This window comes from Ruegeria sp. BB10 (genome assembly GCF_056535725.1).
On record NZ_JBQFIW010000001.1, the window covers coordinates 1,045,078 to 1,068,201 of the forward strand.

General features: G+C 55.9%; 22 protein-coding genes, 1 tRNA gene and 1 pseudogene. 11 read left to right on the top strand and 13 right to left on the bottom strand.

The features are described from left to right. The first annotated feature begins 59 nt into the window (after positions 1 to 59). Complete coding sequence (locus tag ACR3EP_RS05245; RefSeq protein ID WP_170348726.1) at positions 60 to 1,064, top strand: GlxA family transcriptional regulator; 1,005 nt, start codon at positions 60 to 62, stop codon at positions 1,062 to 1,064. A 451-nt stretch (positions 1,065 to 1,515) separates the two neighbouring features. Here ACR3EP_RS05245 and ACR3EP_RS05250 read toward each other — a convergent pair whose 3' ends face one another. Beyond that, positions 1,516 to 2,607, bottom strand: coding sequence for a PQQ-dependent sugar dehydrogenase (locus ACR3EP_RS05250; protein ID WP_480636662.1), 1,092 nt, complete (start codon positions 2,605 to 2,607; stop codon positions 1,516 to 1,518). Positions 2,608 to 2,773: 166 nt separating this feature from the next. Between ACR3EP_RS05250 and ACR3EP_RS05255 the strand changes: the two genes are divergently transcribed. From ACR3EP_RS05255 to ACR3EP_RS05265, 3 genes and pseudogenes are all read left to right on the top strand, one after another. Then, positions 2,774 to 3,955 (top strand): ABC transporter substrate-binding protein, encoded by a 1,182-nt coding sequence (locus tag ACR3EP_RS05255; RefSeq protein ID WP_480636664.1) that lies wholly within the window; start codon positions 2,774 to 2,776, stop codon positions 3,953 to 3,955. A gap of 106 nt (positions 3,956 to 4,061) precedes the next feature. Then, positions 4,062 to 4,850, top strand: a complete 789-nt coding sequence (locus tag ACR3EP_RS05260) for an ABC transporter ATP-binding protein (RefSeq protein ID WP_170358499.1) — start codon at positions 4,062 to 4,064, stop codon at positions 4,848 to 4,850. After that, positions 4,847 to 5,683, top strand: a pseudogene (locus ACR3EP_RS05265) (ABC transporter ATP-binding protein); the annotation flags it as partial. The gene ACR3EP_RS05260 and the pseudogene ACR3EP_RS05265, both read left to right, overlap by 4 nt. A 732-nt stretch (positions 5,684 to 6,415) precedes the next feature. On the opposite strand, the gene ACR3EP_RS05270 reads toward ACR3EP_RS05265, so the two are convergent. Further along, a complete protein-coding gene (locus ACR3EP_RS05270) occupies positions 6,416 to 6,769 on the bottom strand; it encodes a hypothetical protein (protein ID WP_480636666.1) in 354 nt (117 codons plus the stop codon). A gap of 422 nt (positions 6,770 to 7,191) precedes the next feature. On the opposite strand from ACR3EP_RS05270, the gene ACR3EP_RS05275 reads away from it, so the two are divergent. The 4 genes from ACR3EP_RS05275 to ACR3EP_RS05290 all read left to right on the top strand — a co-directional run bounded on the left by ACR3EP_RS05275 (position 7,192) and on the right by ACR3EP_RS05290 (position 10,534). Continuing rightward, on the top strand, positions 7,192 to 7,569 hold the full coding sequence (locus ACR3EP_RS05275) for a hypothetical protein (protein WP_480636668.1): 378 nt from the start codon (positions 7,192 to 7,194) through the stop codon (positions 7,567 to 7,569). Between the two features lie 205 nt (positions 7,570 to 7,774). Further along, entirely contained in the window at positions 7,775 to 8,785 is a 1,011-nt protein-coding gene (locus ACR3EP_RS05280) for a branched-chain amino acid ABC transporter permease (RefSeq protein WP_170375377.1), read from the top strand. Further along, positions 8,782 to 10,095, top strand: coding sequence for a branched-chain amino acid ABC transporter permease (locus ACR3EP_RS05285; RefSeq protein WP_170394122.1), 1,314 nt, complete (start codon positions 8,782 to 8,784; stop codon positions 10,093 to 10,095). The genes ACR3EP_RS05280 and ACR3EP_RS05285 overlap by 4 nt, the downstream gene beginning before the upstream one ends. 187 nt (positions 10,096 to 10,282) lie before the next feature. Beyond that, positions 10,283 to 10,534 carry a hypothetical protein gene (locus ACR3EP_RS05290; RefSeq protein WP_170514168.1) on the top strand — a complete coding sequence of 84 codons (252 nt, stop codon included), beginning with the start codon at positions 10,283 to 10,285 and terminating at the stop codon, positions 10,532 to 10,534. A gap of 45 nt (positions 10,535 to 10,579) precedes the next feature. Here ACR3EP_RS05290 and ACR3EP_RS05295 read toward each other — a convergent pair whose 3' ends face one another. Beyond that, positions 10,580 to 12,121, bottom strand: a complete 1,542-nt coding sequence (locus ACR3EP_RS05295) for a helicase HerA-like domain-containing protein (protein WP_480636671.1) — start codon at positions 12,119 to 12,121, stop codon at positions 10,580 to 10,582. A gap of 438 nt (positions 12,122 to 12,559) precedes the next feature. Between ACR3EP_RS05295 and ACR3EP_RS05300 the strand changes: the two genes are divergently transcribed. Next, the gene (locus tag ACR3EP_RS05300; protein ID WP_170514171.1) at positions 12,560 to 13,156 is read left to right on the top strand and encodes an invasion associated locus B family protein; all 597 of its coding nucleotides are present in this window, start codon (positions 12,560 to 12,562) and stop codon (positions 13,154 to 13,156) included. Between the two features lie 67 nt (positions 13,157 to 13,223). Here the strand turns inward: ACR3EP_RS05300 and ACR3EP_RS05305 are convergent, their stop codons facing one another. The 4 genes from ACR3EP_RS05305 to ACR3EP_RS05320 are packed head-to-tail and all read right to left on the bottom strand — an operon-like array spanning position 13,224 to position 17,463. Further along, positions 13,224 to 14,432 carry a beta-ketoacyl-[acyl-carrier-protein] synthase family protein gene (locus ACR3EP_RS05305; RefSeq protein ID WP_170375382.1) on the bottom strand — a complete coding sequence of 403 codons (1,209 nt, stop codon included), beginning with the start codon at positions 14,430 to 14,432 and terminating at the stop codon, positions 13,224 to 13,226. 9 nt (positions 14,433 to 14,441) lie between these two features. Next, entirely contained in the window at positions 14,442 to 14,699 is a 258-nt protein-coding gene (locus tag ACR3EP_RS05310) for an acyl carrier protein (protein ID WP_170348740.1), read from the bottom strand. A gap of 32 nt (positions 14,700 to 14,731) precedes the next feature. Further along, positions 14,732 to 15,823 carry a UDP-3-O-(3-hydroxymyristoyl)glucosamine N-acyltransferase gene (gene lpxD / locus ACR3EP_RS05315; RefSeq protein WP_480636673.1) on the bottom strand — a complete coding sequence of 364 codons (1,092 nt, stop codon included), beginning with the start codon at positions 15,821 to 15,823 and terminating at the stop codon, positions 14,732 to 14,734. A 35-nt stretch (positions 15,824 to 15,858) separates the two neighbouring features. Continuing rightward, positions 15,859 to 17,463, bottom strand: a complete 1,605-nt coding sequence (locus ACR3EP_RS05320; RefSeq protein WP_480636675.1) for a L,D-transpeptidase family protein — start codon at positions 17,461 to 17,463, stop codon at positions 15,859 to 15,861. Between the two features lie 3 nt (positions 17,464 to 17,466). Here ACR3EP_RS05320 and ACR3EP_RS05325 point away from each other — a divergent pair, with 3 nt between their 5' ends. Both ACR3EP_RS05325 and mepK read left to right on the top strand, forming a co-directional pair. Then, on the top strand, positions 17,467 to 17,685 hold the full coding sequence (locus tag ACR3EP_RS05325; protein ID WP_170348743.1) for a hypothetical protein: 219 nt from the start codon (positions 17,467 to 17,469) through the stop codon (positions 17,683 to 17,685). A gap of 132 nt (positions 17,686 to 17,817) precedes the next feature. Continuing rightward, a complete protein-coding gene (gene mepK / locus ACR3EP_RS05330; RefSeq protein ID WP_170348744.1) occupies positions 17,818 to 18,387 on the top strand; it encodes a peptidoglycan L,D-endopeptidase MepK in 570 nt (189 codons plus the stop codon). 227 nt (positions 18,388 to 18,614) lie between these two features. On the opposite strand, the gene ACR3EP_RS05335 is transcribed toward mepK, so the two are convergent. From ACR3EP_RS05335 to sufC, 6 genes are all read right to left on the bottom strand, one after another. Next, positions 18,615 to 18,691, bottom strand: a tRNA-Arg gene (locus ACR3EP_RS05335). Positions 18,692 to 18,757: 66 nt separating this feature from the next. Continuing rightward, the gene (locus ACR3EP_RS05340; RefSeq protein WP_480636676.1) at positions 18,758 to 19,978 is read right to left on the bottom strand and encodes a cysteine desulfurase; all 1,221 of its coding nucleotides are present in this window, start codon (positions 19,976 to 19,978) and stop codon (positions 18,758 to 18,760) included. Between the two features lie 13 nt (positions 19,979 to 19,991). Continuing rightward, entirely contained in the window at positions 19,992 to 20,558 is a 567-nt protein-coding gene (locus tag ACR3EP_RS05345; RefSeq protein WP_170358522.1) for a YIP1 family protein, read from the bottom strand. After that, the gene (locus ACR3EP_RS05350; protein WP_480636677.1) at positions 20,555 to 21,040 is read right to left on the bottom strand and encodes a YIP1 family protein; all 486 of its coding nucleotides are present in this window, start codon (positions 21,038 to 21,040) and stop codon (positions 20,555 to 20,557) included. Before ACR3EP_RS05350 ends, ACR3EP_RS05345 begins: the two co-directional genes overlap by 4 nt. Further along, entirely contained in the window at positions 21,040 to 22,323 is a 1,284-nt protein-coding gene (gene sufD, locus ACR3EP_RS05355; protein WP_170348748.1) for a Fe-S cluster assembly protein SufD, read from the bottom strand. Before sufD ends, ACR3EP_RS05350 begins: the two co-directional genes overlap by 1 nt. Then, on the bottom strand, positions 22,323 to 23,078 hold the full coding sequence (gene sufC, locus ACR3EP_RS05360) for a Fe-S cluster assembly ATPase SufC (protein ID WP_170358524.1): 756 nt from the start codon (positions 23,076 to 23,078) through the stop codon (positions 22,323 to 22,325). The genes sufD and sufC overlap by 1 nt, the downstream gene beginning before the upstream one ends. Positions 23,079 to 23,124 lie beyond the last annotated feature (46 nt).

Consider the following 23,124-nt stretch of genomic DNA (forward strand, 5'->3'; position numbering starts at 1 on the left):
GCTGCCAAATCTGACGTCGGACAAAAAGTCGCCGGGCGCCGAATCAAGGACACCTCGCCATGCAAGAGCAACGCCAAGTTGTCACGGTGGAAGACACTGCGGCCAACTCCCGCAATTTCGTATTTGTCCTTTTGGACAAATTTTCTCTGCTGTCGTTTGCTTCGGCACTAGACAGCCTGCGCATAGCCAACCGTATGGCGGACAAAACGCTGTATACGTGGACATTGATGGGTGAAGGTGGCGAAACAGTCAGCTGTTCGGCCGGAACTACCTTTGCGCTGGATTCAGACCTGGTTGAGCTGCAGCGCGACGATGTTGTCATGATCTGCGGTGGGGTCGACGTTCAGGCGGCGACCACTAAGAAGGTGTTGAACTGGGTGCGCCGCGAGGCAAGGCGCGGCTTGCGCATCGGTGGCCTATGCACAGCGGCCTATACTTTGGCCAAGGCCGGACTGTTGGATGGCAAACGCGCAACCATTCACTGGGAAAACTCCGACAGCTTTGTCGAAGAATTCGACGAGGTTGAACTGACCAAGTCCGTCTTTATCGTCGACGGCAACCGGATGACGACGGCAGGCGGCACATCTTCCATCGACCTGCTGCTTAAAATCATTGCTGATGACTTCGGCGAGGATTTGGCGAATGCCGTTGCGGATCAGATGATCTATTCCTCGATCCGCACCGACCAAGACACCCAGCGTCTATCGACACCAACTCGGATCGGCGTGCGCCACCCGAAACTGAGCCAGGTCATCCTGATGATGGAAAAGAACATCGAGGAACCGATCTCACCCTCGATTCTGGCCAAGGATGTCGGCATGTCGACGCGGCAGTTGGAACGTCTGTTCCGCCGCTACCTCAGCCGTTCGCCCAAACGGTATTATATGGAGCTGCGCCTACACAAAGCGCGCAACTTGTTGATGCAAACCGATATGAGTGTGATCAATGTGGCGCTGGCCTGCGGGTTTGCCTCGCCCAGCCATTTCTCGAAATGCTACCGGGCGCATTACAATACCACGCCTTATCGCGAGCGTGGAGCGCAGGGTGATCGATTGTCAGTTTAGATCTCTAGAACATGCCGAATATGACTTCGGAATTGGTGTTCAATGCGATATGAAGAACCGCCAAGCCGTCGTCTCTCTCGTAAAAAGCGTAAACGTAAATAATGCTGCCTTTGCCATTCCAGTAAGCGCGCATTTCTTGCCAATATCCGTTTTCAAGTTCTACGCGCTTAACGACATCAGCATTTGTCAAATAATACGGAATCACTTCACGGAGCTGATTGTGAACTTTCTCTACCTCTTGGGGTACGATTTGGGTCTTGCTGCTTAGCCCTTTAATAGCGTTCGAAAACTCTCGGTTTTCATCTTAGCGTCAACAAAGGATGCATAGTCTTCGTAAGAAGCGAACAAGTCGTCTGCAATCACCGGAGCCGCACATACGCTCAGAAAAAGTGAAAGAAGAATTCGAAACATCTAAACACCTTAGAACTGAAGCTTTGAAAGCCCCTTAGACCTAAGGGGTCATCCTGTAAACCGCGCCCTGCCCGACCGAAATGAACCAGATCGATCCGTCCGGGGCCTCGACGATATCGCGCACGCGTTCAGTCTCGGGGCCTTTGATCTGCTCGACCTCGCGCAGCGGCGATCCCGCCAGCCGCGCGATATAGTCGAACTTGAGCGAACCAACGAAGATATCCCCTTTCCAGTCCGACCAAAGCTTGCCGGAATAAACCATCAACCCGGATGGAGCCATTGACGGGTCCCAGTAGTGCTCGGGCTGCTCCATGCCTGGCTTCGCTGTACCTTCTCCTATTTTGTCGCCGGAATAATGCACGCCATAGGAGATGACTGGCCAACCGTAGTTTAATCCCGGCTGAACCAGATTGACCTCATCCCCACCTTTTGCCCCGTGTTCCGATATCCAAAGGCGGCCCCTTGCGTCCAAACCGGCCCCTTGCGGATTGCGATGGCCATAGGACCAGATCTCAGGCTGCACACCGCTTGCCTGAACAAAGGGATTGTCACCGGGAACCGATCCGTCACGGTTCACGCGGATCACCGTGCCATTATGATTGGACCTGTCTTGCGCCTTGGGGCGTTCCCCCCTGTCGCCGATTGTGACGAATAAAGTTCCGTCCTTAGCTTCCACCACGCGGGAACCGTAGTGACGCCCTGAAGAGCCACCCGGGACAGCCTCGAAGATCACACGCAGGTTGGTCAGCCGATCACCGCGTTCAGACAATCGGGCCACCGCAAGGGCCGTTCCGGCGCCGCCGCGCTGTGGTTTGGAAAAGGTAAGGAATATCTCGCGTGTTTGGTTAAAATCACGGGCGACCGTCACGTCCAACAAACCGCCCTGCCCTTTGGCCAAAACGTCGGGCACACCCTTGACGGAATTGGCTTTCCCATCCGCAACATAAAGCAGTTTGCCATCACGTTCGGTGATCAAAACCCCCTGGTTCGGCAAAATACCAATTGCCCACGGGGCATCCAATCCTTCGACCATCGGCGTCACTCGCACAGGGCCAGAAGAAGTTTGCAGTACGTCGGCACTGAGCAGCCCCGCCTTAAAGACAAGAAACAGAATCGTGAAAACTCTCAACATTCAGCTCTCCACCTGCAGCATGCCAGCCGCCAGAAACGGAACAAACCCAACAAAACAATCAGAACTTCAGGTGGCAACCACACAATTGCGTGAGGACTTTTCTTTTCCGAACAGCTTGCCTAGGGTCGTGCCCAGAACGAATACGTTCCAATTTGGGAGTAACCACATGAAAAAGCTGCTTACTGCAACCGCAGCAACCGCACTGTTGGCCGGCACCGCCATGGCCGAAGACGTTAAACTGGGCATTATGTTCGGTTTCACCGGCCCGATTGAATCGCTTTCGCCAGCAATGGCGTCCGGCGCTGAGCTGGCGATGAAAGAAGTCTCGGATTCCGGCAAACTGCTGGAAGGGTCCACCGTAACGCCCGTACGTGCTGATACGGGCTGCGCTGACAATGCTCTGGCCACCGCTAATGCGGAACGTCTGGTTGCCGAAGGCATCAACGGCCTTGTTGGCGGAGACTGTTCGGGCGTAACCGGTGCCATTCTGCAAAACGTCGCCGTGCCGAACGGTATGGTCATGATCTCACCTTCGGCCACCTCTCCGGGCCTGTCAGTTATGGAAGATAACGGCCTGTTCTTCCGCACGTCCCCATCGGATGCGCGCGAAGGCGAAATCATGGCCGACATCCTGAAAGAGCGCGGCGTCGACTCGATCGCTCTGACCTATACCAACAACGACTACGGCAAGGGCCTGTCCGAGGCGATCAAATCCTCGTTCGAGGCGCTGGGCGGTGAGGTAACCATCGTTGCCGCGCACGAAGACGGCAAGGCCGACTATTCGGCCGAAGTCGGCGCGCTGGCATCGGCAGGTGGCGACATTCTTGTCGTTGCGGGCTATCTGGATCAGGGCGGTCTGGGCATCATCCAGTCCTCGCTGGACAGCGGCGCATTTGACACCTTTGGTCTGCCGGGTGGCATGATCGGTGACTCGCTGCCTGAAAACGTCGGTCCGGATCTGAATGGTTCGTATGGTCAGGCCCCGGGATCGAAAAGCGAAGCTGCGGATTCGTTCTTTGCCATGGCCGAAGCCGAGGGTTTTGACGGCTCGTCCATCTTCGTGCCCGAGTCCTATGACGCTGCGGCACTGTTCCTGCTGGCCATGCAGGCGGCGGGTTCCAGCAACCCGGCGGACTATGGCGGCAAGATCATGGATGTTGCCAACGAACCGGGTGAAAAGATCTATCCGGGTGAGCTGGCGAAGGGTCTGGAGCTCCTCGCAGCGGGCCAAGACATCGATTATGTCGGCGCCTCGGGTGTTGAGCTGATCGGCCCCGGCGAAAGCGCCGGTGCATACCGCGAAATCGAAGTCATCGATGGTGAGATGAAGACGGTTAACTACCGTTAAATCCTCATCTGACAGAGCAAAACCGAACAGCCCGGGCCTTGTGTCCGGGCTGTTTCAGTGACAAAAGGCTGCACCTCTGTTTTCGGGGAAAAGGCAAGGGAAAACCATGATCGTCGTTGAGGACGTGCATAAGCATTTTAGCGGATTCCACGCAGTGGACGGGGCTTCGCTGGAAATCCAAAAGGGCTCGATCACCGGCCTGATCGGACCGAACGGTGCGGGCAAGACAACCCTGTTCAACGTGATAGCGGGTGTGTTACCGCCTACCAGCGGCAAGGTTTTCATGGATGGCGAAGATATCACTGGCCTGCCTCCGCATGAGCTGTTTCACAAAGGGCTGCTGCGCACGTTTCAGATCGCGCATGAGTTTTCGTCAATGAGCTGCCGCGAGAACCTGATGATGGTGCCCGGCGCGCAATCGGGTGAATCACTGTGGAACACCTGGTTTGGCCGCAAACGCATCGCCGACGAGGAACGCGCCCTGCGCGCCAAGGCGGACGAGGTGTTGGAGTTCCTGACCATCGAACACCTGGCCGACCACAAGGCAGGTCAGGTTTCGGGCGGGCAAAAGAAACTGCTGGAACTTGGTCGCACCATGATGGTCGACGCCAAGATCGTGTTTCTGGACGAGGTCGGTGCGGGCGTGAACCGCACCCTGCTGATGACCATCGGCGACACCATCCTGCGCCTGAATAAGGAACGCGGCTACACATTCGTCGTGATCGAGCATGACATGGATTTCATCGGAAAAATCTGCGACCCGGTCATCTGCATGGCCGAGGGCAAGGTTCTGGCAGAGGGCACTTTGGACGAGATCAAGGCCAACGAACACGTGATCGAGGCTTATCTGGGCACCGGCCTGAAGAACAAAGACAAGCTGGAGGCCCAGACATGACCGCGGGCGCAAGCGACAACCCCTATCAGGACGATCACGGCAACAAGGACGCAACAATTGCCAATACCAAAGGCATTGGCACGATGACCCCTGCACATCCGACCAGCGGGGAAACCCACAAGGTCAGCGGTGGCCCTTTCCTGATCGGTGACACCATAACCGGTGGTTATGGCAAGGGGCCCGACATCCTTCACGACTGCACTATTGCCGTCGACAAGGGCGAAATTGCAGTGATTGTCGGCCCCAACGGCGCGGGCAAGTCCACGGCGATGAAAGCCGTGTTCGGTATGCTGGACGTGCGCGCCGGCGCAGTCCGACTGGACGGAGAGGACATTACCAAGCTTTCACCGCAGGACCGCGTGATCAGGGGGATGGGCTTTGTGCCGCAGACCTCGAATATCTTCACGTCCATGACGGTCGAGGAAAACCTTGAAATGGGTGCCTTCATCCGCCGCAACGATATCAGTCAGACGATGGAGCAGGTCTATGACCTCTTCCCGATCCTCCGCGACAAGCGCAACCAGGCGGCCGGAGAACTGTCGGGCGGTCAACGCCAGCAGGTCGCCGTGGGCCGGGCGCTGATGACCCAGCCCAAGGTGCTGATGTTGGACGAACCCACCGCTGGTGTCTCACCCATCGTGATGGATGAACTGTTCGACCGGATCATCGAGGTCTCACGCACCGGGCTACCGATCCTGATGGTCGAACAGAACGCCCGTCAGGCGCTGGAGATCGCGGATAAAGGGTATGTGTTGGTTCAGGGGCGGAATGCGTATAGCGGCACGGGTAAGGAACTGCTGGCTGATCCCGAAGTTCGGAAGAGTTTCTTGGGGGTGATGAAAAAATACGCCGCTACTTCATTATTTCTTGCAATTTCATCAACCGCTGTATTGGCGTATTCGGGGCCGCAAAGCCATTTTGTAGAATTCGATTGCACCATAATTCAAAGTGCGACCACCAGTTTCTTTGTAAGAAAACTGATGAATCTACTCAAATAGCTTACACGGCATTGGTTCACGACTTGTCAGTTTCAAGTCGATAACTCCGATTGATTACCCGTTTGACACTTGGCAGGAAGTAACAGCTTGGGTGGATTTCATAAATCCTCGTGCTGGTAGCTCCCATTGCCTGTTTGGTATCTGGACGATGCTGGTTTTGATCCAGAGATAACCTTCCGTCTGGAAGATTGGCTCAATGGGCAACAAGATTCCCTTACAACGTAAAAGGTTATGCGCTTGTTATGACTGGTGACTTAGAAGAAATTAGCTATAGTAGAGCCAATTTAGACAAGGATGATGATTTACCCGAAATAACCGTATATAGAAAATTATGGGGTGAACCGGCAAATACCACACTCAGAAATTACTTTGCGATTCAGACTAATAACGAAATTAATCTTCCTAGCTGCACTTGTTGCGCTCTCCAGCTGTAACCATATGCAGGGTGAAAAACCAAATCTTGAAGCACGGAATTCGTGATGCCAAAATAGCTTTAAGTTTTCGAGGTGAGAAAACGGGACCTTCTCTCGTCAGCCCTGTCTTCACCACCCATACACCTGATTTCAATCACCCAATCGGATCACCACAAGACCCGAAGTCCTGCGCAGCATGCGGGCCTTTAATCGACATGTCGTAGTTCAGATCCTCAAAATCCACAACAAAGGTCACGACGTCCTTGTCCATGATGTGCAGGAAGGTCAGCGAGTTCAGACCGGCAATGATCGTCGCCTCTCCGCGGATATCATCTGTGACGATAAATCCCTTATCCGTGGCTCCGGACCTCGCTAATGTCACCGCGCCACCAGTACTGTCCGACACGCAGTTGATGACGAAATCCGCCCCGTCCAGAGGGTCGCTTGATGCGGCATACGCCATCGCCGGCAAAACCGCGCTCAATATCAATGCTGCGTAGAATTTCATGATGTACCTCCCTTTATTCAGCGCCCTCGGGCACAGGGCAAGATCATAAATTAGCTCAATAACTTCAACGGGCTGCACGACGGCCCTCACTTTCAGTTGATCCCAGGTGAAAGGCTGTGTTCGCGTGTCAACGCCTCTTTGACACGGTTAAACCGCGTGCTTTCAGGCAATCAATCGTGGCGAGAAGATGGCGTTTGCAGCTTTGCGCCACTGGTCGGATAAACAACCTCCAATAAAACGGTTTGTTCCCGGCTGGTTACCCCACTCCCCTAAGAATTGTTAAAATTAATCCCTTCAGAATTCCGCCTCGTCTCGGCTCAAATTCCGCCACGATCCGCCCCTAATCACGAACGCGCGAACAGCGGGAATCCTGATTGGATTCTCAAATATTTCGGGCAATTGCCCCCTTCAGGAGACATATTATGAAATATCTGGCTGCGCTTGCCGCCATCGTTCTGCCTGCGACCGCGCAGGCCGCGTCGCAAGCCCCCGCGCAAGGTGAATTTGTTTACGAGTGCCAGATTACCGAAACCTGCAACCCCGGTGGGTGCAATCCAATTGAACCAGCCCACCAGGTCGCGCTGAAACAGGTCGAAGGGCAATCCAAGGGCTTGCTTTTGGCCGAGGGTCAAGAACATGAAGTCCTTGTGATCCCCAGCCTCGGCGCGCAGGAATTTCTACAAATTCTAAGCAACGGAAGTGTGGGATACACGGTTGATTCAGAGACTGGCCACCTTGAAGTTCGCGCCTCTGGCGGGCAACAGCGCAACGAACGCGGGGTCTGTACGCTCAAAAATTGACCACATTTACTATCCCAAGAACAGCAAAGCTGAACCAGCGACGTGTCTGACGGACATAATCCTGTCAGGCGCGCATTGAATGCCCGAAAGGAACGCTGCCCTATGCAGTTTTTCTTCGGAATTCGACCGTCCATAACCGTTGAAATATTGTGTCTTTGCGCGCGGGTATGCCATAAGGCCGCACCCGGCGGAATGAGAAGGTGAGATGGACATACTGAACGCGCTTGTCGCGCTTGCGAATTTTGTGTTGGTGCCTGCAATTGCTTATGGCAGCCAGCTGGCACTGGGGGCGCTGGGGGTCACGCTGATCTACGGTATCCTGCGGTTTTCCAACTTTGCCCATGGCGACACGATGGCCTTTGGCGCGATGATCGCCGTTCTGGTCACCTGGGGGCTGCAGGCCGCTGGGGTCAGTTTTGGTCCGCTGCCGACCGCCCTTTTGGCTCTGCCCTTTGCCATATTGGGCTGTATCGTTCTGGTGCTGATCACCGACCGATTGGTCTATCGATTTTATCGCGAGCAAAAGGCCAAGCCGGTCATTCTGGTTATCGTGTCGATGGGCGTGATGTTCATCATGAACGGTCTGGTGCGGTTCATCATCGGCCCGGACGATCAGAGGTTTTCGGACGGTCAGCGGTTTGTGATCTCCGCACGTGAATTCAAGGCCATGACCGGGCTGAATGAGGGGCTGGCGATCAAGACATCTCAGGGCATTACCGTCATCGTTGCAGTTGTTGCCGTTGTGCTGTTGTTCTGGTTCCTCAACAAAACCCGCACTGGCAAATCGATGCGTGCGTATTCGGACAACGAAGATCTCGCCCTGCTGTCCGGTATCAACCCCGAGCGGGTGGTGATGATTACATGGATCATCGTGGCGGCGCTCGCGACCACGGCCGGGGTCCTGTACGGGCTGGACAAGAGTTTTAAACCTTTCGTTTATTTCCAGCTGCTTCTGCCGATATTCGCCTCGGCCATCGTCGGCGGACTGGGCAGCCCTGTGGGGGCCATCGCGGGTGGATTCATCATCGCCTTTTCCGAGGTCACGATCACTTACGCCTGGAAAAAGGTGCTGACCTATCTTGCCCCGGAAAGCCTGGAGCCGTCGGGATTGGTGCAATTCCTGTCCACCGATTACAAATTCGCCGTAAGTTTTGTCATTTTGCTGATCGTGCTTCTGTTCAAACCAACGGGTCTGTTTAAGGGGAAAGCGGTATGACCGAGCCTGTCAAAAATACGCTGCTTTTCGCTGTTGTCGGTGGCCTGATCCTGCTGACCGGGTTCACGCAAAGCTGGAACGCCGCGATATTGATCCTGAACATGGGACTGATCTCGGCCATCATGGCGCTTGGGGTGAACCTGCAATGGGGGTTCGCCGGTTTGTTCAACGTCGGGGTCATGGGCTTTGTTGCGTTGGGTGGGCTTGCCGTTGTGCTGGTCTCGACCCCGACAACACCTGGCGCCTGGTCTGCCGGAGGTTTCGGTATTGTACTGGCCCTGCTGCTGGGCGCCGCAACCGTTGTGGCCACAGTTCTGGTGGCGCAGAAGATGCCCAAAGGGCGGGTTCGGACTATGTCGATCATTGCCATTCTCATCATCGGCTTCTTTGTTTACCGCGCTGTCCTCGACCCCAATACCGCAGCGGTCGAAGCCATTGAACCGGCTGTTGCGGGCAACCTCGGCGGCCTGAATCTGCCTGTCCTGCTGGCCTGGCCCGCGGGTGGATTGCTGGCAGCTGGTGCAGCGTGGTTGATTGGTAAAACTGCTCTGGGCCTGCGCTCGGACTATCTGGCGATTGCAACGCTGGGGATTGCCGAGATCATTATCGCAATACTGAAAAACGAGGACTGGTTGGCCCGGGGCGTCAAAAACGTCTATGGCATCCCGCGCCCTGCTCCGGTCGTTGGATATGAGGTCGATCTCCAGAATAACCCTGGCTTTATCGCTCGCGCCGAATGGTTGGGGCTGGATACAGTCACGGCTTCGACGCTGGCAGTTAAGCTGGGCTATTCGTTTCTGTTCCTGATCGTTCTGCTGGTCCTGCTCTGGATGGCGCAAAAGGCGCTGAACAGCCCGTGGGGCCGCATGATGCGCGCCATTCGTGACAACGAGGTCGCGGCCGAGGCGATGGGCAAGGACGTGACCCGTCGCCATTTGCAGATCTTTGTGCTGGGCTCGGCCATCTGCGGAATTGCAGGTGCTATGATGACAACGCTGGACGGCCAGTTGACCCCCAGCGCGTATCAGCCATTGCGGTTTACATTCTTGGTCTGGGTAATGGTGATCGTCGGTGGATCAGGTAACAATTTTGGTGCGGTACTGGGCGCGTTCGTGATCTGGTTCCTGTGGGTTCAGGTCGAACCTATCGGGCTGTGGCTGATGAACCTGATCACCGCTGGATTGCCTGATGGCAGCGCGCTTAAGGCACATCTGATCGAAAGCGCCGCGCATATGCGCCTGCTGACCATGGGGTTGATCCTGCTGATTGTTCTCAGATTCAGTCCAAGGGGCTTGATCCCCGAGAAATAGATCACTTTCAGGGGAATATTCGGAACCGCGCCTCAAAATCGGCGCGGTTTCTTGATTCATGAACCGAACCTTAATAGACCGAATTATCGTTGGGCAGTTTCCGGACCTGCGCCAGATCGCCTTCACGGTTAATTAGTCAGTTGACGCTGATACTACAGGTCACCTCTCGAGAGTAAGAAGACGACACATGAAAACTTCGTTTATCCCAAAAATCCTAATGCTGGCAGTTGTTGCCAGCCTGGCCGCATGTATCCCGTCACCCGAAGATCTGGAAACCGATCCAGTTCAGGTCCAGACCTCAAAGGGTGTGGTGACGTGCCAGTTGTACCGCCCGGATCGCGTCATCTGGGATCGTGCCATCGACTACCCCGCGACAAAGATGTCTGTTGCCGAGGCTGACGGCTACTGCCGGCAGGAAGGTCAGCGTCGTCTGAAGTAACCTAAATAGCGCCGCGCAACCAAACCGCTGTGCGGCGCCTTGGGCTTACCTAGCGCGGAACAACCCGCCCAGAATTCCACGAACAATGCGGCGCCCGGTTGTTCCTTTTAGTTCTTTGATGACGGCCTCGCTCATTGCTGTAGCAAAAGTATCTTTCTGCCGCTTAACGCGAGAGGAAGATCGCCCGACCCGGCCACCGGAATAGCGCCTGGCCGTGGCGAACTCGCGTTCAGCAACAGATTGTGTCTCTTCTTGTTCTTCTGATTTTGCAGCAGCCTGCGCGGCCTGATCGGCGCGTGCCTGCAGAATTTCAAAGGCCGATTTCCGATCCTTCAATGTGCCATACTTGACCTGCATCGGTGACGCCGTCATGACCGCCTGACGCTCGGACGCGGTGATTGGCCCAAGTTGTGTTCCCGGTGGACGGATCAGCGTCCGTTCAACAATACCTGGCACACCCTTCTTCTGCAGCATCGACGTGACTGCCTCACCCACGCCAACCTCTCGGATTGCGGTTTCGGTGTCGAAGGCCGGGTTTTCGCGATAGGTTTCGGCCGCCAAACGCAGGTTCTTGCGATCCCGCGCGGTAAAGGCCCGCAGTGCGTGCTGCACCCGATTGCCGAGTTGTCCCAGAATATCTTCGGGAATATCCGCCGGGTTTTGCGAGATGAAGTAGACGCCGACACCCTTGGAACGGATCAGCCGTGCGACCTGCTCTACTTTGTCTACCAAAACCTTGGGCGCATCTTCGAACAACAAATGGGCCTCATCAAAGAAGAACACCAGTTTGGGTTTGTCGGGGTCGCCAACCTCGGGCAACTCCTCGAACAGCTCACTCAACAGCCACAACAGGAAAGTCGCATAGAGACGCGGCGACCCCATTAGCTTATCCGAGGCCAGGATGTTCACCATCCCCTGCCCGTTCGCATCAGTACGCATCAGATCGGCCAATTCCAGCGCGGGTTCTCCGAACAAACTGGTCCCGCCCTGGTTTTCCAACACCAACAACCGCCGCTGAATCGCCCCAATCGAAGCAGTCGAGACATTGCCATAGCGCAGGGATAACTGTGTGCGGTTCTCACCGATCCAGACCAGCAGGGCTTGCAGATCCTTGAGGTCTAGCAGCGGCATCCCTTCTTCATCCGCCACTCGGAAAGCAATGTTCAAAATACCTTCCTGCGCCTCGCTCAGGTCCATGAGCCTAGACAACAGCAATGGCCCCATTTCTGTAACGGTTGTTCGAACAGGATGGCCTTGTTCGCCAAACAGATCCCAAAATGTTACCGGGCATGCGGCATAGGTATAATCCTGAAAGCCGATGCGAACCGCGCGATCCTGAAACGCCTGGTGCAACTTGTGACTTTCACTGCCCGCCATTGCCAACCCGGACAAGTCGCCTTTGACATCGGATAGAAACACCGGGACGCCCGCAGCAGAGAACCCCTCGGCCAGGATTTGCAACGTCACCGTTTTGCCTGTGCCCGTCGCCCCTGCGATCAACCCGTGCCGGTTGGCATATTTGAGGGTCAGGTTTTGAGGCTGGCTGTAATCTTCACCCGCGCCGCCCAGAAAAATGTTTTTGTCCATGTAGGTAAGGCCTTAATTTCCACCGATCTGGACCCAGCATACAAAGTTAACCTTTGACTGCGATAGTCATTTTGCTGCCCTCGCTGTCAGAGGTCGGGTGCGGCAAACTTCCTCCCTGTCGACTGACCGCGCCTTCGGGCGCGGTTTTTTTAAAGCAATGCTGGTTCTTCCATTAAAATTTCAGGTTTTCAGTTGACGCATGCGACCGCCTTTCGTAACGTCTGCGCATAACTAAGTCGGCCAGTCCGACGGGGAGAAAATTTTATGAAAGGGAGCCGCTCCACCGGTTCCCTTTCTTTTTTGTTTCATCCAGGTTTCAAGCGCTGGAAAGCGGCAAAAAGCTGACTACGATCACTCATTTGTTCAGCTTAATGCCTGACACCATGATCCAAGGATGATAGACGGGTCAAAAAGCTCAATCACATTGCCGAGGCACTCATGATCAAGAACTCTCTATCTCTCAGCCTTGTGGCCGCTGCGCTTTGGTGTGGTGCCGCTTATGCGCAAGAAGCAACGCAGGATGCCGAGGCTCCGCAAACCCAAACCGGTGCTGACCTGGATCTTGGGGAATCCGGCCCGCGTATTGGCGAGCAGTACCTTAAGGAAGAGACCGGCGACTGGGCAGTCCTGTGCATCAATACAGGAACTGACAGCGAACCTTGTGTCATGCGCCAGATTCTGACCGGTCAGCAAGACCAGCCCATCGCGGAAATAACGATTGAAAAGCTGCCCGAAGAATCTCCGGTCGTAGCTGCTGCGATCATCGTTGTGCCCCTCGAGGTGCTTTTGCAAGCTCAGATATCCCTGTCGATCGACGGAGCGCCAGGCAAACGATACAATTATCACCACTGCAACCCCGTTGGGTGCCTTGCGCGAGTGGGCTTTACCCAGCAAGACCTCGAAGCTTTGAAGGGTGGGACCAAAGGTACCTTGTCGATGGTTTCTGTTCTGGCACCTTCGCAGGCGCTGCAATTGGAAATATCACTAGCAGGGTTCACTGCCGGGTTTGACCAGCTGGAAGTCATCAAAAACTAATGACTAGAAAAACAGAAAACGCCGCCCAGTCCTTCGGGCGGCGTTTTGTCGTTTTGCTTCCGAAGCTTCAGACCCGTTTCAGAGCCAAAACCGCGTTCAACCCGCCAAAGGCAAACGCATTGCTAAGCGCAACATCCACCTTCGCGTCTCGCGCCTCATTTGGCACCACGTCCAATGCACATTCGGGATCTGGATCTTCATAACCGATGGTTGGGGCGATCACCCCGTCGCGCAACGCCATGATACATGCCAGCAACTCGACCGCGCCAGTACCCCCAATCAAGTGCCCGTGCATGGATTTCGTGGACGATATCATCAGGTCGTCTGCGTGAGGCCCGAACACACCGGCCACCGCCGCGCATTCGGTCTTGTCGTTCGCCGCTGTGCCCGTCCCATGCGCATTGATGTACCCGACCTGGTCCGCATTCAGGCGTGCATCGGTCAGCGCACCTGACATGGCACGCGCCGCGCCCTGCTTACTGGGCATCACGATGTCAGACGCATCCGAGGACATGGCAAAGCCGACAACCTCACACAGGATATCTGCCCCTCGTGCGCGCGCATGTTCGTATTCTTCAAAGACAAAAGCCCCAGCCCCTTCGCCCTGCACCATTCCATTTCGGTTGGCGCTGAACGGGCGGCAAGCGTCCTTGGACATCACGCGCAGGCCTTCCCAGGCTTTGACGCCGCCGAAACACAACATGGATTCTGATCCACCCGTGATCATTGCAGGTGCTGCGCCGCTGCGGACCATCTGAAACGCCAATGCCATCGCGTGATTTGATGAGGCGCAAGCGGTTGAAACCGTAAAACTTGGCCCCTTCAGGTTATGTTCCATAGACACGTGGCTGGCCGCCGCGTTGTTCATCAGTTTGGGCACCACAAATGGATGCACACGGTTTTTACCGTCCTCGTAGACGGAACGGTAGTTATCGTCCCAAGTGGACACGCCGCCACCGGCGGTGCCAAGAACGACACCGGACCGAGCAGCAAGATCTCCGTGAAACTCGATCCCGGATTGGTCAATCGCCTCTTTCGCGGCGGTCAGCGTGAATTGAGTAAAGCGATCGTAAAGGCTCATCTGCTGGCGATTAAACCGCCCTTCGGCCTCGAACCCGCGCACTTGGCCGCCGATTTTGATGGAAAGCCGCTCAACATCGCGGAATTCAAGTTGCGAGATACCACAACGCCCTTCGCGCATAGCTTCAAGCGTATCAGGGACAGAGTGACCCAGCGAATTAATCGTCCCGGCCCCGGAAATAACAACGCGTTTCATAATTTCAGGTCAGACCTTTTCCGACACAAGCTTTTCGATCCCGGCAATGATCGCTGCCACATTTGAGATATCGAAATCGCTGGCTTGTGGTTCATTCGCGTTGAACGGGACCGAGATATCGAACTCTTCTTCGATGGCGAAAATGCTCTCGACCAGACCCAGGCTGTCGATACCCAGATCTTCAAGTGTACTTTCGGGCGTGACGTCCGAAGGCTCCAGCACGGCCTGCTCAGCAATGATTGCGATGACGCGGTCGGTGATGCTCATGTCGGTCCTCTGATTTTCCCGTTGCGGATGATTTAATCACTCGGGGGCTGTTTGAAAACAGCCTTTTTCAACGCCTCGACGTCACGCGCCATGCGGGGCAAACGACGTTGTGCTTTGTAGATGTCGGTATGGGTTTCCATTTTGATGGCCGGATATCCCATTAGTACCCGACCCGCAGGAACGTTGGACAGGATTTTTGTGCCGCCCGCCGCTATCACGCCGTCACCGATAAAGATGTTGTCGACCACGCCGGTCTGGCCACCCAGTACCACGTTATTGCCAATCTCGACCGAGCCGGACACGCCAGCCTGACCACAAATTAGACAATCCTGCCCAACCCGTGTGTTGTGCCCCACATGCACAAGATTGTCCAACTTGGACCCGTTTCCGATGCAGGTATTCCGGATCGTTCCGTTGTCGACGGTACAATTGGCGCCGACTTCAACGTCATCCCCGATCTCAACTGCACCCAGCGAGTGAATGCGAAGCCAGCTTTGCGCCCGCGCATCACCTTTGTCGCCCATTGTTTTGCGGACATTCTCAACATCCGAAACCTCGGGGGTAACAAAGCTGAACCCGTCGCTCCCGATCCGTGCGCCGGGTTGGGCAATGAAACGATCACCGATCTGCGCCCTGGACCCGATGCTAACCATCTCACGTAACATGGCGTTTTCGCCCAGAACCGTATCCATGCCAATCACGCAATGCGGGCCGATAACTGCGCCTTTGCCAATACGAACCCGCGCACCGATGACGGCCAAGGGGCCGATGGCTGCATTTTCTGCGATCTCTGCTGTTGGGTCGATGACGGCTGACGGGTGAATGCCCGGCGCAACGCCCTGCCCGCGGTCCAGCATGGCGGTGACCCCGGCCATCGCCATGCGCGGACGGGGCACGAAAATAGCGGCCTCCAACCCCAGCGATTGCCAATCTGCGCCTTCCCACAACACAGCTGCCCGCGCCGAGCCGCTACTTAGCGCCTCGGCATATTTCGGAGACATCGCCATCGCCAGATCGTTTATCGTCGCGTCGCCGGGCTCGGCCGCGCGTTTAACGATCAGATCTGTATCGCCGTCGCTTTCAGCTCCGAGGGAGTCGGCGATTTGCTGGATGGTGTAGTGCATATCGGGCTTCCTAGTTTAAGGATCTGCCCTGCTGATTACCCCTGAACGTCCGGCAGGGCCACCCCTGCTTTCTGCAAGGCCTCCCAGATTTTCCGATCACGGTCATAGACATCCCGGCGATACTGAACCTCACCCTTGGGGCCGACATAAGCCGTGCGGTAGATCAGGTGAACCGGAACATGCTGTTCCAATTGCACCGTGGTTTCCTTACCCGTGGCCAGAACACGCTGAAAAAACGCCTTTGGGTTTTCTTCCTGCTTGGCCAACAACGCATAGGCGAAATCAAACGGATCTGCTAGGCGGATACACCCGTGCGAGAACGCCCGCACCTCACGCGCGAACAGACTTTTCTGAGGCGTATCATGCAGATAGATGTTGTACTTGTTGGGGAACATGAACTTCACTAGCCCCAGCGCATTGCTTTTGCTGGGCGGTTGGCGCATCGCAAACGGGAAGTTCCGCGCGTTGAACTGGGTGAAATCCACCGCACCGCGATTGACCTGCCGACCGCTGCGGTCGGTGATTTGGATATGGCCAACGGCGTTGGGATTTGATTGCAGTTGGGGCAGGTATTCCTTGGTGATGATCGAGCGCGGCACATACCAACTGGGGTTGATGACCATATGCTCCATCTCGTCCGAGAACTCGGGGCTGCGTCGGTCATGTGTGTTCTTGCCGATCACCGCGCGCGTTTCGAACGTGACCAAACCGTCATCGACGATCTTGGCCGAGAAATCAGTCTGATTTACTAAAATGTGCCGCTCACCCCGTTCGCGCGGCAACCAGCGCTCGCGCTCCAATGCGACATAGACAGCCTTTAGACGGTCGGAGGCACTGCGGTTCAACTCAGAAATCGTGCCCTGACCGGCCACACCGTCCGGCGCAAGACCATGATCTGTCTGGAACGCCTGAACGGCACCCAACAAAGCCGCATCAAACTCCGGGCTGGCGGTAGGACGCAAATACCCCATGGAAACCAAACGGTTCCGCAGCTTTATTACATTGGGCCCAGTGTCACCATACTCCAACTTGGCAACAGGAACCGTCGCGCCCCAACCGCCTTGATGGATGAGGTCCTGCAGCACCAACTTCTGCTTCATCAACGCCCGGTACTGGGTTGTTTGCGGGGCCAATTGATCGAAATACGAGCCATTTTCCCCTGCGATCAACCCCTGCAAGTGCTCCTTTGTCGAAGCCCTTTGAACCTTGCGCACTAACCCATCATCAATCTGGGATGGGCGCAGCGCGCCCGACTGAAGATTGCGCGCGTATTCAGCGAAGGCGCGGGTCAGACTGATTTCAACAGCGCCCAGATCGCGCGTCGTACGGGCCTCTTGCATCTGTTCCACAAGGGACTGGACGCTGTCCGAACCTTGCGGCAATCCATGCATATCAGTCGATGACAAGGCCTGTATCAGCCGTGCGCGGCGCGCCGAATGCAGCGGCGTTTCACCAACCCAAACCGGGGCAAAACCATTCTCGCGGTAAAACTCGGCGATTCCTGACCCCGAGGGCGCAAATTCGGCAACAGCCATCTGAAACGCCGTCGCTGGCCGGGTGTCTGCATTCACTACGGACGCCGAAGCCAGAAAACATGCGGTGAAAATAATACCAGAACGGGTCCGAATACCTGAGAACATTGGATGGCCTTGATTATTCATTATTTTACGCAGCAGAAATGTGCGCGGATCAAATATGGTTACGCCTTGGGCGCGTTGTCTATTCACAAACGTATCAACCTGGCGCATCTCTCGGTGCGTGATGCGTCTTTGCATCGCCCAGCGGAAATGCGCCGCCAAATGTCTCAATATTATACATATTCGCATCACCTGCGCAAAAAACTGCCGAAATTTCCCCCTTGAATTGATGAATCCGAAAGACTTCTTGGCGGACAAAACCGACTGTGTCATAAATCCCGCATCTGGGATGGGAAAAAATTAATATCGCGCGCGTAACATCGTGTGCAGGCAGGAACAGTACGGGACGAAACTGAAATGACGATGAGCAGTACATCGGGCTTGACCCGACGTGCCCTTCTGGGCGCATTTGCAGCTACGGCAGTTGTGGCAGCACCGACCTATTCCAATGCAGCAGGTTTCCTTCGAGGCGGCGGCGATATCCGCCGTATTCGTATGTATTCCGGTCGCACCGGCGAACGGATTGATATGATATATTGGGTCGACGGAAAATACATCAAGGACGCTGTCAAAGAAGTGAACCACTTCATGCGTGACTGGCGGACCGATCAGAGCAAAGACATGGATCTGCGCACGATCGACATCATGGCTGCATCGCATAACCTTCTGGACGTAAATGAGCCCTATATGCTGCTGTCCGGCTATCGTTCTCCGCAAACCAACGCGATGCTTCGGTCTCGTTCTCGTCGGGTTGCCAAGAACTCATTGCACATGAAAGGCCAAGCGGCTGACCTGCGCCTGTCGTCGCGTTCAGTGTCGCAAATGGCCAAGGCTGCAATGTCCTGCCGCGCTGGTGGAGTGGGCAAGTACTCCCGCTCGAATTTCGTCCATATGGACTGCGGTGAGGTCCGTAGCTGGGGCGGTTAACACTTCCAAAATCTTAAAAAACAACGAGCGCCTCTGGGCGCTCTTTGTTTTTAAGTAACCTAGAATTATTCCTTATGAAAAGAACAGCTCAACCTCGATGAACTGCGATCCATCGACCAGATATTGTCGCTTACCGGACTGTATCAGAACCCGTCATCATAGCGTCAAATTAAGGGACGCACTCTCCAATATAAGACACTCAGAATAACTGCTAATGCGAGGTGGTATGGCGCACCTGAGAGGATTCGAACCTCTGGCCTCTGCCTTCGGAGGGCAGCGCTCTATCCAGCTGAGCTACAGGTGCCTTGGCCGTTAGCTATCCTTGTTCCGATCCGGGTGCAACTGAAAATCCACCCGGATCGGCCAGCTTTTAGGCAAACAAATCATGCGCCAGTTCAAGGGCATCGACCAGCGTGTCGACCTCATCCTTGGTGTTGTACAAACCAAAGCTGGCGCGGCAGGTGGCGGTCACGCCGAAGAAATCCATCAGTGGACCAGCGCAATGATGACCGGCCCGCACGGCAACCCCTTTTTTGTCGAGGATCGTCGACACGTCATGCGCATGCCCTGCCCCATCCAGCGTAAAGCTAAAAATAGCGGCCTTATCGGGACGTGTGCCTTGTACCTGCAGCCAGTTCAAACCGGTCAGCCGCTGCATCGCATATTCGCGAAGCGCGCCTTCGTGGGCGGCGATGTTCTCCATCCCCAAGTCCATCATATAGTCAAGCGCCACGCCTAAACCAATCGTTTGCACGATACCGGGTGTTCCGGCCTCAAACTTCATTGGGGGGTCGTTGTAGATCACCTGATCTTTGCTGACCTCTTTGATCATGTCGCCGCCACCGATGAAGGGGCGCATCTCGGCCATGCGTTCGGATTTAATATAGATCGCGCCCGAACCGGACGGGCCATACAGCTTGTGCCCGGTGATTGCATAAAAGTCGCAGCCGATATCCGACACATTGACCGGCATATGCACGGCACCCTGGCTGCCGTCGACCAGCACCGGAACGCCTTTGGCATGCGCACCTTCGGTAATGGCCTTAACATCCACCACAGTTCCCAGCACGTTCGAGCATTGTGTAACCGCGACCAGCTTGGTCTTGGGACCGATTGCATCGATCACGGCCTGCGGGTCCAGCCCGCCATCCCCATCGATATCGACCCACTTTAGGACAACCCCCTGCCGTTCGCGCAGGAAATGCCAGGGAACGATGTTGGCGTGATGCTCCATGACGCTAAGGACAATCTCATCCCCGGCCTGAAGGCGCGGCATCGCCCAGCCATAGGCCACAAGGTTGATCCCCTCGGTCGTGCCCGAGTTCAGGACGATCTCATTCTCATCCGCCGCCCCAAGGAAACGGGCGATGGTGCCGCGGACGGACTCGTACTTTTCGGTCGCGAGGTTGGACAGGTAATGCAGGCCACGATGCACATTCGCGTATTCCTCGGCATAGGCGCGGGTCACCGCGTCGATCACCACCTGAGGTTTCTGCGCAGAGGCACCATTGTCCAGATAAGTCAGCGGTTTGCCGTTTACCTCACGCGACAGAATCGGAAAGTCCGCGCGGATTTTTTCTACGTCATACATGGTCTTCATATCCCTATACCGGGCCGCTTGGTGTTAAAGCGAGGACAAAGGGGGCTGCGATCAACGCAGACAACACTATGACCCCAAAGGATTTCCAAAGCGTTCCGAACTTATGCGCTTCATTGAGGAAATGCAGCGTGACGTAAAGGCTCACCAGCGCTGTGGCGAACAAAAACAGCACCATCAAAACCGGAACGAAAATGGCCAGCACAAGCGTTACGAACATCGCCGCGCTTTGCAGGAACTGCAACCAGACCGTCAGCGTCATGATCTCGTCGAATGACGCGCGCCCGCCCAGCAATCGCCCGACGAACAGGAACGCCGCAATGCTGAACATCATTAGGGCGGCCGAGCGGATAAGGCTCATGAAAATCGGTTCGGGTGCAGGAACATTCAGGCCTTCCGGCGAAGGAACCAGATGTTCGATCCCAAACTGCACCAGCCCATTCAAAACGACGGCCAGACAGAAGGCCAGCCACAGAACTTCGCGCCCGACGCGAAAGGATAATAGGTGCCGGGCCGCTTCAGCCGGGTTGACCAGCGTCAGGACCGCAATGTTACCTAGGGTCGAGAAATTCATTCCGCCTGCCTTTGTGTTTGTGTCAGGCCCGCCAGCCAGAACCAGATAAACACGCCAAACCAGGCTGCCCCTACCAGGGTTAACGCAGGTCCTGGCCCGATGAGACCCGCCACCAGACCGTTCAACAACACCAATGGTGTCGACGACAGTAAAGCCCAAAACAAAGCCAGACGGGCACCGTAAGCCGTGCCGCGACCGCCAACCAAACGAGCAGCCCCGTATGATACGAACGCCAGAAGGTAAAACAGCAACGGCAGTATGAAAACAGTGCCTAGCAAAGCCGCGGCCATCAGCGCGTTCAGCTCAAGCCCTTCCAAATGCGCCCGCCGCGCGAGGCCGGGAAGCTGTGCGATGAAAGCCACCACGCAAAACCCCATGACAAAGACCAAGGCCCTGTCTTCCCGCTGCCCCAAATCCAGAAGCCGACGCACGACGCGCCCCGGCCCCCGGTACGTGGCCACGATATCCGATGTGACTGGCATCAGCTGCGGCGCGCCAGCCAATCTTCCAAACGGTTCACGATCTTTTCAGCAACTTCGCTGTCTTCGATCTCGTCCACCGCTTCGGCCAGAAAGGCCAGTGTCAACATGTTGGTTGCATCTTTAACCGGAACGCCGCGTGATCGCAGGTAGAACAGAGCCGTCTCGTCAATCGCGCCCGAGGTCGAGCCGTGTGAACAGGCCACATCATCGGCATAGATCTCAAGCTCGGGCTTGGCGAGGAACTGGCTGTCATCGTCCAACAGAAGCGACTGGCTGATTTGATAGCCATCAGTCTTCTGCGCGCCTTCTTTCACAAGGATCTTACCCTGGAAGACGCCGGTCGCACCGTTGCGCAGAACCTTCTTGAACACCTGGCGGCTTTCGCAGTTCACCGCGTCATGGGTGATAAACACTGTGTCGTCATGGTGAAAATCACCGTCTCCGACACATGCACCTGCCACATGGGCAACCGCATCATCTCCGGTCAGTTCCACGACCTGCTCATTGCGGGTCAGAACGCCGTTTGCGGTCAGGGTAAATGACTTATAGGTCGATTCCGTTCCCAGACGGGCGAACATATGAGTCATTGCCCGACGTTCATGATCGCGACCTTGCGCGCGCACATGATGCAGCGTCCCATTGTCGGCGATGTCAATCTCCATCACCTTGTTAAAGCGCGACGCGGCCGGACCAACCTCAAGCACGGTGACCTCGGCATCTGGTTCGACACGGATCACGTGATGCAGCATCGCGTCCGATGTTTCCGAGGCGTGACGATACATCAGGCAGATCGGCTTGGACGGTTTGCCTGTCACATGGATGGCAACACCATCTTTGGCAAAGGCTGTGTTCAGCGCAGCCAGCGGACGTGGCACCGGGGTCTGGCCACGGCTCTCTAACGCGCCATACAGCTCTTTGGCCCAGTGAATGTCCTTGCCGCAGATATCCTCGATCCGGTCGATCATCACCCCCTCAAGTGTCAGATCATCGGATTCCTCGGGGCTGAATACTCCGTCGACGAAGACAATTTTCAGATTGTCCATGTCTTCGAAAATCATGGGCTCGCCCGCGTCGAAAACCTCGGCGCGCGGTGCTTGAGCCGAGATCAGCGTATCAGGACGTGTGTACTTCCAGTACTCATCGCGACGGCCAGGCAGGCCCATCTCTTGCACACGCGCAAGCGCATCCTCGCGTGCAGCACGGGTGCATCCGCACATCTCGGGCATGGCCAGGGATGCCAGCCGCTCCTCGGTTGCGGTCAGTTTCTCTTGTGGCAAAGCCATCAGTTCACCTCGGCCAGAATGTCGGCATAGCCGTTATGTTCAACTTCCAACGCCAGCTCGGGTCCGCCGGTCTTCACGATACGACCGTCGGCCATGATGTGTACGACGTCCGGTTTGATGTGATCCAGCAGCCGCTGATAGTGGGTGATGACCAAAAAGCTGCGACCTTCGTTGCGCAGCGCGTTCACGCCTTCGGACACCAGCTTCATCGCATCCACGTCGAGACCCGAGTCGGTTTCGTCCATGATGCACATCTTGGGTTCCAGCATAGCCATCTGCAGGATCTCGTTGCGCTTTTTCTCACCGCCCGAGAAACCAACATTGACCGGACGCTTGAGCATATCGGCGTCGATTTTCAGCGTCTTGGCCTTGGCGCGCACTTCTTTCAGGAAGTCTGCCGCTGACAGCTCCTCTTCTCCGCGCGCTTTCCGCTGAGCGTTTACCGCCGTGCGCAGGAAAGTCATGTTGCCAACGCCGGGAATTTCGACCGGATACTGGAACGCAAGAAAGACGCCAGCGGCAGCACGCTCTTCTGGCTCCATGTCCAGCAGGTCTTCGCCGTCCAGCGTCGCCGTACCTTCGGTGACCTCATAGCCGTCACGTCCCGAAAGCACATAGCTGAGCGTCGATTTGCCCGAGCCGTTCGGTCCCATGATCGCGTGTACCTTGCCAGGCTCGACCGTCAGGTCCACACCCTTGAGGATTTGCTTGTCTTCGTCTTCAAGCTGTACGTGCAGGTTCTTGATTTCCAGCATGATTTTTCCTCTTTTCGCGCCAGTTTGATTACCTGCCGCCTTGTTT